This is a genomic window from Paenibacillus sp. JDR-2 (assembly GCF_000023585.1).
Taxonomy (GTDB): domain Bacteria; phylum Bacillota; class Bacilli; order Paenibacillales; family Paenibacillaceae; genus Pristimantibacillus.
Map to the genome: position 1 here is coordinate 1,295,874 of NC_012914.1, position 11,627 is coordinate 1,307,500.

Genomic DNA, 11,627 nt, shown 5'->3' on the forward strand with positions numbered 1-11,627 from the left:
GGAAGTTAGGAGTTGGCTTCGAATGGAGATTAAAAAAGATATTTCTGAGGAAGTTGTGCAAGAAAGGATTACCAAGCTGCAGGAAGCGATGCGCGCCTCGGCGATGGACGGGTTTCTTCTGACCCAAAACATAGATCTTTATTATTATACCGGCTCTATGCAGAACGGATATGCCTTTATTCCGTCGCATGGGGAACCGGTTTTCTTTGTGAAAAGGAGCCTTGAGCGGGCTAAGCTGGAAAGCGGTATTTCCGTGAAGGAGCTTGGGGCATTCCGTCTGTTTGGCGAGACGTTGGCACGGGAATTTTCTCAAGTTTTTAAAGCCGGTACGGGGAAGCCGGCTGCTGTTGCGGCAGATCTCGACGTGCTTCCGGCTCTAACCTATCTGAAGCTTTCCGAATTGCTGCAGGCTGCCGGTTCAGGCCCGGTCGTTGATGGTTCGGCCATCATTAGAAGACAACGGATGATCAAATCACCGCTTGAGATCAGCCGGTTTGAATCGGCAGCCGCTGTAGTTGACGAGGCGCTGAACGAGGCGCTTAATTTCTTGAAGCCGGGCGTAACGGAATTGGAATGGATGGCACGCGTTGAATATGAGCTGCGTATTAGAGGACATATCGGCTTGATGAGGATGCGGGGGTATAATCAGGAAATTGCGACGGGTATGTTTATCGCGGGGTCTGCAGCCGCTGTTCCCACGTATTTCGATGGTCCTGCCGGCGGGCTTGGCCTTGGAGCGACATCGCCGCAAAGCGTCAGCCGCAAAGCGATTGAACGGAATGAGCCTATTTTGATGGATATCGGCTGCTGTATCGATGGTTATGTGATTGATCAGACCCGTACTGCTGTTATCGGAGAATTGCCGGAGAAGCTGGCTCGTGCGTATAACGTATCCGAAGCCATTATCCGGAAAGCGGAGAACGGAATGGTGCAGGGGGCGATCTGTTCGGCTCTGTATGCTAGAGCTCTCGAGCAGGCGGATGAAGAGGGACTTTCACCGCATTTTATGGGCTATGGCGCTGACCAGGCTAAATTCCTTGGGCATGGAATCGGGCTTGAGATCGATGAATGGCCGGTTCTTGCCAAAGGGTTTGATATTCCGCTGGAAGCGGGAATGGTGATCGCCGTTGAACCGAAGTTTACGTTTCCCGGTGAAGGTGTAGTCGGTATTGAGAACAGCTATTTGATTACGGACGGCCGCCCGCGGGCTTTGACATTCACCAGAGAAGGACTAATCAAACTGCCATAAACAGGTATGCCAAGGGGGCTTTGCGGGAATGGACCGTCTATTATCAAAGAGGCTTCACCGTGATTACATCACCGTGTATCGATTAAGCTCGCTTATTACGCATCTTGTGCTTTACGTGATTGTTATCGCCTATCTGACGTTTGCGGCATGGAAGCATTGGACTTACATCCCGGGCTTAATCGGGCTGGCGGTTGTAAGTCTCTCGGCTGTGTTGTTTGTATGGTTTTTTCCCGAGGTCAAATACCGGCGTTTTCAATATGAGCTGTTTGACGAGGAGCTGGAGATCAAATCCGGGCTTATCGTGATTCGCAATGTCCTTGTTCCGATGGTGCGCGTCCAGCATGTGGAGCTGGAGAGCGGACCGCTCATGCGCAAATACCAGCTTGCCAGCGTTGCGGTTGTAACCGCGGCAACCACGCACAGAATCAGCGGCCTCAAGCAAAGCGAAGCGCATTTTCTGAAGAGGCGGATCGGCCAGCTTGCGAAAGTAGATGATCAGGATGATTAAGAGAAACAAGCCGCGCAGGCTGCATCCGATTTATATCCTGTTCCCGTTATTCAACACGGTTAAAGGGCTGCTGCCGCTCATCATTATTACCTTGCTGCAGGGCGTGAATTGGTCGGGAGTAAACGGCTATGTCTATCTTGGAATTCTCGCTGCCGTAACCTTGCTTATGTTTCTTGGCTTATTTGGCTGGCGGAAATTTTCCTTTACCGTGGAGGATGACCGGATCGTCATCCGCAAAGGAATCCTGTTCAGAGACGAGAAGACAATCTACTTTGGCCGGATTCATTCGGTTAACCTCGAGCAGCCTATTCTGCAGCGGCTGTTTGGCGTTACGCAGGTCAAGATCGAGACTCCCGGAGGCAACAAGAAGGCTGACGGGATTCTCGCGGCTCTGACCGAGAAGGATGCTAGACAGCTGCAGAAGCTTCTGCTGGCTCCTCATGATCAACCGGCGGAGGCAATCGTACAGGAGCAGCCGGTTCTCCTTAACTATCAGTTAACCCCGGGCCAGCTGCTGCTTGCTGCCGCGACCTCCCTTAATTTTGGTCTGGTTGTCGCTTTTATCGCGGGGATTATCTCCCTGGCGGATGATTTCATTAACGAGCTGGCCCCGAATCTTTATTCCACGCTCTATAAGGAATCAACCAGCGTAGATCCAAACTATGCCGTTATAGCGGTTATCGCGGTATGCGGGCTTGCCGTCGCCTGGCTTTTGTCTCTTGTTTTGTATGTTATTAAGTTTACCGGGTTTACCGCAAATAAACAGGATGAGCAAATCTCGATTTCTTACGGCCTCCTGGAGAAAAAAGTTCATCATTTTGATGCCCGCAAGGTGCAGGCGGTTATCGTAGCGGAAGGGCTTCTCCATCAATGGATCGGATTTGCCCAAATTCAACTGCAGGTCATCTCCTCGGATAAAATGGAGCGGTTGATGCTGCATCCGTTTATTCCCGTAGCATCGCTTCAATCCGTTTTGGCCTGCTTTGTGCCGCAGTTTACAGCTGCAGAGATTAGAACAGCCGCGCCGAAACGGGCTTTTTTCGACTACGTTTGGAAAGGGCAGCTCGTTACGATTCTCCTCTGTGCCGTCTTCATCTACTTTTTCCATATCCCTGGGCTATGGTCTCTAATTCTGCTTCCCCTTGCCGCAGCGTGGAGCTGGAGCTGCCTATCGGCGGCAGGCATGAACTTGGAGGACGGACAGTTAACCCTCCGCAAGCGAAGCCTGACGAGAATGACTTATTACATGCGTAGGCCTCAAATTGTATCTATGGCTACAAGGCGGACGAGAGGACAGCAGAAAAGACGGCTGCTGACGGTCTCGGCGCATGTGCTGGGCAGCCTTCAGGCTTACCGCGTATATTGTCTCGAGCGGGAGGATGTTGAGAAGGTATGGCGCTGGTACAGCCGGCATCCATCCGGAAAATAAGAAGGGGGCAGTCGTCTGCTCCTTGCAATTGGACACCGCTATTATTTTTTAGTAGGATAATAGAGATAGACAGCGGCTGATAGACAGGAGTGAACACAATGCTGAGTTTAGGGGCAAAAGTTGTTATTATCGCTGACCAATTCGAGCAAAATCTCCCTCTTGGGGAGTCAGGTTATATAATCGCTTACGACCGCAATCCGGACAATGTGTTTGATTATGTGGTAAGAGTGCCTGCGGCTAACCGCAATTTCCTTGTACCGGACGAGGATGTTGAATTGGAGGAAGTACTGCTGCAGGAAGAAGTTGACCGGATCGAACGGGAGGCGCTGATTGATTACGCGCTGGCCACATTTAACGAAGAGTTGTTCAACCGGATTGTAAAGGGCGAAGAAAAGCCCGAGGAGAAGGACAATACCGGCGGCGAGAACCAAACAACGGAAGACTTTATTCGCCAGGTTAATCTGAAGGCGTGGATATAACGGCAATCATCCAAGCGGAGCTTATCCCTTACCGGGAGAGGCTCCGTTTCTTTTTACCTGCCTGACCACTTTGTGAAATGGCGATTATAAGCTATAATAGGAGGAATGAGTAGAAGGCTTGAAAGGGAGGACGAAGCATCCATGAGCATTACGATTAAAGACGTTGAGCATGTTGCGAATTTGGCGCGGCTGGAGCTCTCGAATGAAGAAAAAGAACAATTTACGGGACAGCTGAATGCGATCCTGAAATATGCGGAAAAGCTGGACAGCCTGGATACGGACAATGTAGAGCCGACCAGCCATGTGCTGCCGATCACGAACGTGATGCGGGAAGATATTACCCGCGAATCGCTTCCGATTGAGAAAGTGTTGCTTAACGCACCGGATGAAGAAGACGGCCAGATCAAAGTGCCGGCTGTACTGGAATAGAACTTACGGGTATTTGAAGGGAGGAACTGCTGTTGTCACTGTTTGATTTACGCCTACAGGATGTACATAGCAAGCTCAATAACAAAGAATTGACGGTTTCCGATTTGGTGGATGCTTCTTACCGCCGGATTGCGGAGACAGACGAAACGATTAAGGCTTTCCTTACATTAAATGAAGAGAATGCCCGCCGCCAGGCGGATAGCCTGGACAAGCAGCTTCTGGAGGGCGGCGAGCGCGGCCTTCTGTTTGGCTTGCCGTCCGGCGTAAAGGATAACATTGTAACGGAAGGGCTGCTTACAACATGCGCGAGCCAATTCCTGAGCAACTATAATCCGATTTATGATGCAACAACGGTTTCCAAGCTGAAATCCGCTCAGTCGGTTACGATCGGCAAGCTGAACATGGACGAGTTCGCGATGGGCGGCTCGAACGAGAACTCCAGCTACTATCCGACGCGCAACCCTTGGAATCCGGAATACGTTCCGGGCGGTTCGAGCGGCGGCTCTGCGGCTTCGGTTGCTGCGGGACAAGTCTACTTCTCCCTTGGCTCCGATACAGGCGGTTCAATTCGTCAGCCGGCTGCCTACTGCGGCATTGTTGGCCTCAAGCCGACATACGGCCTGGTATCCCGCTTTGGTCTCGTAGCGTTTGCTTCTTCATTGGATCAGATCGGTCCGCTCACGAAAAATGTTGAAGATTCCGCTTACGTGCTGCAAGCGATCGCGGGTTACGACGAGAAGGATTCGACATCCGCTAACGTTGATATTCCGGACTACACCAGTGCTCTTACGGGCGATGTGAAGGGTCTTCGCATTGGCGTGCCTAGAGAATATCTGGGCGAAGGTATCGATCCTAAGGTGAAGGAAGCCGTTATGCAGGCTCTCAAAACCTTCGAAAGCATGGGCGCAACCTGGGAGGAAGTATCGCTTCCGCATACCGAATATGCGATTGCGACTTACTATCTGCTCGCTTCCTCGGAAGCTTCGTCCAACCTGGCGCGTTTTGACGGCGTCCGTTACGGCGTTCGCGCGGACAACCCGGAGAACCTGATCGACCTGTACCGCAAATCGCGCAGCCAAGGCTTTGGCCCGGAAGTGAAACGCCGGATCATGCTGGGTACGTATGCGCTTAGCTCCGGTTATTACGATGCCTATTACCTGAAAGCGCAGAAGGTCCGTACGCTGATCAAGCAGGACTTCGATAATGTCTTCAACCAATACGATATCATCATCGGCCCTACGGCTCCGACAACCGCCTTCAAGATTGGCGAGCAGGTTGGCGATCCGCTGACGATGTACCTAAACGATATTTGTACGATTCCGGTAAGCCTTGCGGGCATTCCGGCAATCAGCGTTCCATGCGGAACGGCGGACGGCATGCCTATCGGCCTGCAAATCATCGGCAAGGCCTTTGATGAATCGACCGTGCTGCGTGCGGCTCATGCGTTTGAGCAGCAAACCGAATTCCATAAATTACGGCCGCAGCTAGGGTGAAGGGAGAAATTACGATGTCTGAATCGACTCAATACGAAACGGTAGTTGGTCTAGAAGTACACGTGGAGCTGCATACCAACAGTAAAATTTTCTGTGGCTGCTCCACAGCCTTTGGAGCTCCGGCCAATACTCATACATGCCCGGTATGTCTCGGGCACCCGGGCGTTCTGCCCGTCTTGAACAAGCAAGCTGTCGAATACGCGATGAAAGCGGCAATGGCGCTTAACTGCGAAATTGCGGATATTAGCAAATTCGACCGTAAAAACTATTTCTACCCGGATTCGCCAAAAGCGTATCAGATCTCGCAATTCGATCAGCCAATCGGCGAGAACGGCTGGATCGATATCGAAGTAAACGGCGAGACCAAACGGATCGGGATTACCCGCCTCCATTTGGAGGAAGACGCCGGCAAGTTGACTCACGTTGACGGGGGATATGCTTCGCTTGTTGACTTCAACCGCGTCGGTACGCCGCTTGTCGAGATCGTATCCGAGCCGGACATCCGTACGCCGGAAGAAGCGAAGGCTTACCTTGAGAAGCTGAAAGCGATTATGCTGTACTGCGAAGTATCGGACGTGAAGATGGAGGAGGGCAGCCTCCGCTGCGACGCTAACATCAGTCTTCGTCCTTACGGGCAGGAGAAGCTTGGCACTCGCGCCGAGCTGAAGAACATGAACTCGTTCCGCGGCGTTCAGCGCGGTCTTGAATATGAACAAATCCGCCAGGCTGAGATTCTGAATGAAGGCGGCCTAGTTGTACAGGAGACACGCCGCTTTGATGATACGCTGGGCAAAACCTTCTCGATGCGCGGCAAGGAAGAATCGCATGATTACCGTTACTTCCCGGATCCTGACCTGGTTCGCCTCAACATCAGCCAGGAATGGAAAGATCGTGTCCGCGCTTCGATTCCGGAGCTGCCGGATGCGCGCAAGGCCCGTTACACAAGCGATTACGGCTTGCCTTCCTATGACGCGGAAGTTATTACTTCTTCGAAGAAGCTTGCAGATTTCTTTGAGGAAAGCCTGAACTATACAAAGGATGCTAAAGCGGTGTCCAACTGGATTATGGGTGATCTGCTTGGTTATCTGAACGCGAACAGCCTGGAACTTTCCGAAGTGAAGATTACCGGCCAAGGTCTTGGAGAGATGATTGGACTGCTCGAGAAGGGCACCATCAGCAGCAAGATCGCGAAGACGGTCTTCAAGGCGATGCTGGAATCCGGTAAGCTGCCGCAGCAGATCGTTGAAGAGCAAGGTCTCGTCCAAATCAGCGACGAAGGCGCGCTTGTAGCCGTAGTGGATCAGATCATCCAAGCGAATCCGCAATCGGTGGAAGACTTTAAAGCAGGCAAAGACAAAGCGATCGGATTCCTGGTCGGCCAAATTATGAAAGAGACAAAAGGCAAAGCGAATCCGGCTCTCGTGAATAAGCTTCTGCTTGAACGTCTGAAAGCCTAATTGCCGATTTTTTGACGCCGCTCATCCAAAGTGATGGGCGGCGTCTTTTCATGGAATGCAGGTCCATATGCATACTAATATGGTACAATTATCATGATGAAAGGTTGTGCTGCCACTTGGGTCATGATCTCGCGAATCCATGGTACATTAATGAGCTTCATCTCGGGCTAAGATTGCTTCTCGCCATGCTCCTCGGCGGACTGATCGGCCTCGAGCGCGAACAGTCGAATCATGCGGCAGGGTTGCGCACGAACATTTTGGTATGTATCGGTTCTTGTTTGTTAATGCTCTTATCGATATATGGTTTTTCTTCTTTTGTTAATGAGACGAATGTCCGGGTCGATCCCGCCCGTCTGGCGGCAGCTGTTATTACGGGTGTCGGGTTTCTCGGAGCGGGTACTATTATGTTTACGGGCAAGTCCATTACGGGGCTGACAACGGCGGCTTCCTTGTGGGTGGTATCGGCAATCGGACTTGCGGTAGGCGCCGGATTTTATTTTGCCGCGGTAACCTCAACCGTGCTGGTACTTCTTATTCTTTGGGCTTTCAATAAGCTGGAGAAAAGATACATCAGCACGAAGCGGGAGCACAAATTAATCGTTCAGGCAGATGAACAGTCCACCATTGTCCTAACGCTAAACGCTTTGCTGACCGAGAAGCAGATTATGATCCGTAAGGTCATGCTGGAGGAAAGCGCGAAGCACGAGCAGGGCGTGCAGCAGTTTATGCTTCATTTGACCGTGCAGCTGCCGAAAAATGAATCGTTATTAGTTTTATTGGAACAAATCAAGCAGATGGAGGGCGTGCATTGCGTGAGCTCGGATTAGATCGGCCAAAGAGCAGACTTCTTACCTTATTACTCGCATTTGTGCTCCCCGGAGCCGGGCATTTATATACGGGGCGTTATCAGAGGGGACTGCTCCTGACCGCCGGTCTAGTTCTTGATATAGCTGCTATTATCAGGCTGGCAGATGCGAATGCAGCAAGGCATCTGCTCTTTATTGTTTATTTGGGGATTACGCTGCCCGTGTATTATTTTGTCAGCGTGTTTGATGCCTTGCAGACCAGGGCTGATGCCAGAGATGGATCAACGGATCAATTGTCGCCGGTAATCGGCCTGTTAATTATGGCTGCCGGTGCACTGCTGTTTATTCTGACCGACCCGCCCGCGGCGCTTATTCCGTGGATGGATGATTTGGCGGAAATGGCGGTAGGACCGTTTCTGACGGCGGTGGCGCTAGTTTTATGGTTTTCGCGAGTGAAGGGAGATCGGTCCATGTTTCGATTGGGGCGGTTCACAGCCGCCGTTTTTATTATTGCAGTCGGCGGCCTGCTCTTATGGGATCAGGTGAAGGGCCGGAATGATGTTGCCTTATTAGGCAAGTGGTGGCCTGCCGTATTTATTTTGCTTGGAGCCGAGATTATCATCTATAGCATCGTTTACCGGAAAGCGGCGAGAAAGCTGCGGTTTGATTTTATAGGCGCCATTATCGCTATTGTTATATCCGTCGTTGCTTTTACGGTGACCCAATACGCGGAGCTTCCGTTTCGCTGGCTTGACCAGTATGTTGATTTGAACGGCACACCGGACTACGGCGAAGAGAAGGGCTTTAAATTTGTAAAAGAGACGGATACGGTGCCTTTTGACGCTGCGGCCATATCCAAGCTCAAAATTTCCAATCCGAACGGGAAAGTTACGGTGCGTGGCGGCGGCACGGATCAGCTCGTTATTGATACCGAGATATGGGTGGATGTAACAGATGAACAGGCAGCCGAACAAATTGCGGATAAGTCGGCCGTAGAAAGAGTGTCGGATGCCGATTCGATGACGATAACGGCGAAAGGCGAGCCGTACGGTACGAACGGAAGCCGTAAACCGCGCATAAATATCGTCGTTACGGTTCCGCAGACAACCGTTACGGCTCAGGATCCTGAGGATAGCGCAGGCATACCTTCTGCGGATCCAAGCTCGGATAAGAACTCGAACTCGGAGTCGGATTTGAACGCAACGGAGACTCCGTTAAACGAATCGGAAAGGAACTCCGTTCCCCAGATGGCCATAACGGTTGATGTCAATAACGGCCCTGTTACGGCGAGCGGATTGAATGCACCCGGCGGAGTCCAGCTAAAGAGCGATAATGGCGATATTGATGCCGAGCAGATTAAAGGGCCCCTGGTGGTCCACGGTCTGAATGGAGGGATTAAACTCCAAACCGTAACGGGCGATGCCGAATTGTCGACAAAGAATGGTGCGATTACTGCAGATGCGCTGAATGGCAATCTGACTGCAGAAACCTGGAATGGAGCCATGACACTAAGCGGTATTACCGGAAGCGTGGGAGCGGACACGAAAAACGGAAAGATTGCCATGAAGGAAGTATCCGGAGAGGTCAAAGCTTCTACGTTAAACGGAAATATCGAGCTGGCTAGCGAGACAGTTGGCGGGGATTGGGATTTGGACAGCACGGTTGGAGAGATTAAGCTCCGCGTTCCGGCAGCAGGGGATTATTCCGTATTTGGTTCGGTAACGTTTGGAAGCATTACAACCGATTTACCGCTTACGGTGAACAAGAAAACCGTTCGTGGAACCATAGGTTCAGGTACTTACCGAATTCAGGTGAATGCGACTAACAGTATTTACATACAGATGAATGAGGCGGGTTGATGAGCGCTTTCATTGACAAACCATTTTGAATGAACGTACAATAGTTCTATCTAGTAAAAGAAAGGCGTGAGGGGAATGGGAGCCAGCGTTACCGAAGCAATTGAACAATTGAAGATGAATGGCGTCCGTATGACCCCGCAACGTCACGCCATATTGAGTTATTTGATGGGCTCAATGTCACATCCGACAGCCGATGAAATCTATAAGTCGCTGTCTCCGAATTTTCCGAGTATGAGCGTGGCTACGATATATAATAACTTGAGGTTATTTGTCGAAGCGGGTCTAGTTCGCGAATTAACCTACGGTGACGATTCCAGCCGATTTGATGCGGATTTGTCCGACCATTACCATGCGATTTGCAAAAGCTGCGGCCAGATCGTAGATTTTGAATACCCGCCGCTGCTTGAAGTTGAGCGGGTTGCATCCAACAAGACCGGTTTTATGGTTGAAGGGCATCGTATGGAGATTTACGGAGTATGCTCCAGCTGCAGTGAGACGGCTAGAGCGTAAAATGGTTAAGTTGTATAAAGTCAAGATGGAATAAGGCGTGCATAGATGCGGTAATTCGCTGATTTGCACGCCTTTTTTTAAAGGTGACTGAAAGAATCATCACAAACGGCCCTAATTCGGCCATTTTGGGTGACAATTCTTTTTAGGAGAGTGAGCAATTGGAGACGATGTACACCAGAGCGCCGCGCCGCCGAAAGGGCGGGGGAGCATGGTATACGATGCTGTTCCTGTTATTTATCGCAGCAGCGATGGGCGTTTGGTTTATTTACATGAAGTTTATCCCGAATCAGCATATTACGGTTCCTGACTACGGAATGGCACATCCGATAACCTATCAAGGCGAAATCATGGATCAAGGAGCCTTTATACAAAATGATGAAGTCATGCTTCCGATATCCGCTTTGCAAAAGGCGCTTGGGCCGGACGAGCCTGTATATTATGAAGCGGAGACCGGCTCCATTATTTTGACAACGACCAATAAAGTATTGCGGCTGAAGACGGATGCTTTGACGGCAGAGCTCAATCAGAAGCCATACGAATTGCATATCGCGGCACAGACCAAAGATGATGCCGTTTATATACCGATTACGCCGCTTGAAGAACTTTACGGCCTCAAGACAGAATACAAGGCCGATTCCGGCATCGTTATTTTACTCCAGGCAGGGGAATCTATTCAGCAAGGAAAGGCGTTAAAATCCAAAGGCAGCGCGATACGGACCAAGACAAGCATCCATTCTCCAATCGCTGAAAAAGTACCTCAAGGCGAAACGGTCCGGATATGGGGCGAGGAACATGGATGGTTATTCGTGCAGGGTCCGCAGGGGCAGCTCGGATATATGCAGAAGTCCAATGTGGAGCTGGCCAGCATAGAAAAGGTTCCTCAAGCAGCCAAGGAAGAGGCGTTTATACCTTGGAAAGTGCTTGGAAGCAAAATTAATCTCACCTGGGAAGCCGTATATGAGAAAAATCCGGCTCCGGATTCGATAGGTACTCTAAAAGGAGTTAATGTTGTAAGTCCAACCTGGTTTGAGCTTCAGGATGGGAAGGGAACGATTAAGGGCAAGGCTGATCCGGCTTATGTGCGGTGGGCGCATAATCAAGGGATGCAGGTATGGGCGTTATTCAGCAATGGCTTTGAGCCCGATCAAACAACGGAAGCTTTGGCTAAGGCCGATACGCGCTTTAAAATGATCCGTCAGCTGCTCGCTTTTGCAGAGACGTATCATCTGCAAGGCATTAATATCGATTTCGAGAACGTTCGTACGTCCGATAAAGCCAATCTGGTTCAATTCGTAAGAGAGCTTACTCCTCTTTTCCATGAACAGGGGCTTGTGGTATCGATTGACGTAACGCCGAAATCCAACAGCGAGCTGTGGTCCTTATTCCTTGACCGCTCGGCACTTGGACA

11 protein-coding genes (1 of these 11 only partly in view) are annotated in these 11,627 nt (G+C 50.8%); all 11 read left to right on the top strand.

The genetic code is table 11. The annotated features are described in order from the left end of the window. Positions 1-22 precede the first annotated feature (22 nt). A complete protein-coding gene (locus tag PJDR2_RS05620) occupies positions 23-1,249 on the top strand; it encodes a M24 family metallopeptidase (protein ID WP_015842711.1) in 1,227 nt (408 codons plus the stop codon). A gap of 28 nt (positions 1,250-1,277) precedes the next feature. Further along, the gene (locus tag PJDR2_RS05625; protein WP_015842712.1) at positions 1,278-1,757 is read left to right on the top strand and encodes a PH domain-containing protein; all 480 of its coding nucleotides are present in this window, start codon (positions 1,278-1,280) and stop codon (positions 1,755-1,757) included. Then, a complete protein-coding gene (locus PJDR2_RS05630) occupies positions 1,750-3,186 on the top strand; it encodes a PH domain-containing protein (RefSeq protein WP_015842713.1) in 1,437 nt (478 codons plus the stop codon). The genes PJDR2_RS05625 and PJDR2_RS05630 overlap by 8 nt, the downstream gene beginning before the upstream one ends. 98 nt (positions 3,187-3,284) lie before the next feature. After that, positions 3,285-3,665 carry a hypothetical protein gene (locus PJDR2_RS05635; protein WP_015842714.1) on the top strand — a complete coding sequence of 127 codons (381 nt, stop codon included), beginning with the start codon at positions 3,285-3,287 and terminating at the stop codon, positions 3,663-3,665. Between the two features lie 141 nt (positions 3,666-3,806). Next, complete coding sequence (gatC, locus tag PJDR2_RS05640; RefSeq protein WP_015842715.1) at positions 3,807-4,094, top strand: Asp-tRNA(Asn)/Glu-tRNA(Gln) amidotransferase subunit GatC; 288 nt, start codon at positions 3,807-3,809, stop codon at positions 4,092-4,094. Positions 4,095-4,126: 32 nt separating this feature from the next. Further along, positions 4,127-5,587 (top strand): Asp-tRNA(Asn)/Glu-tRNA(Gln) amidotransferase subunit GatA, encoded by a 1,461-nt coding sequence (gene gatA / locus PJDR2_RS05645; RefSeq protein ID WP_015842716.1) that lies wholly within the window; start codon positions 4,127-4,129, stop codon positions 5,585-5,587. A gap of 14 nt (positions 5,588-5,601) precedes the next feature. Beyond that, the gene (gene gatB / locus PJDR2_RS05650) at positions 5,602-7,044 is read left to right on the top strand and encodes an Asp-tRNA(Asn)/Glu-tRNA(Gln) amidotransferase subunit GatB (RefSeq protein WP_015842717.1); all 1,443 of its coding nucleotides are present in this window, start codon (positions 5,602-5,604) and stop codon (positions 7,042-7,044) included. A 185-nt stretch (positions 7,045-7,229) separates the two neighbouring features. Beyond that, positions 7,230-7,871 (top strand): MgtC/SapB family protein, encoded by a 642-nt coding sequence (locus tag PJDR2_RS05655; protein ID WP_049790118.1) that lies wholly within the window; start codon positions 7,230-7,232, stop codon positions 7,869-7,871. Beyond that, positions 7,853-9,709 carry a DUF6677 family protein gene (locus PJDR2_RS05660; RefSeq protein ID WP_015842719.1) on the top strand — a complete coding sequence of 619 codons (1,857 nt, stop codon included), beginning with the start codon at positions 7,853-7,855 and terminating at the stop codon, positions 9,707-9,709. Before PJDR2_RS05655 ends, PJDR2_RS05660 begins: the two co-directional genes overlap by 19 nt. Before the next feature lie 75 nt (positions 9,710-9,784). After that, complete coding sequence (gene perR / locus PJDR2_RS05665; protein WP_015842720.1) at positions 9,785-10,219, top strand: peroxide-responsive transcriptional repressor PerR; 435 nt, start codon at positions 9,785-9,787, stop codon at positions 10,217-10,219. A 167-nt stretch (positions 10,220-10,386) separates the two neighbouring features. Further along, on the top strand, positions 10,387-11,627 hold the 5' portion of the coding sequence (locus PJDR2_RS05670; protein WP_265525163.1) for a glycosyl hydrolase family 18 protein. Its footprint extends 469 nt past the window's final position; the window shows 1,241 of its 1,710 coding nt (coding positions 1-1,241); it begins with the start codon at positions 10,387-10,389; its stop codon lies off the right edge, out of view.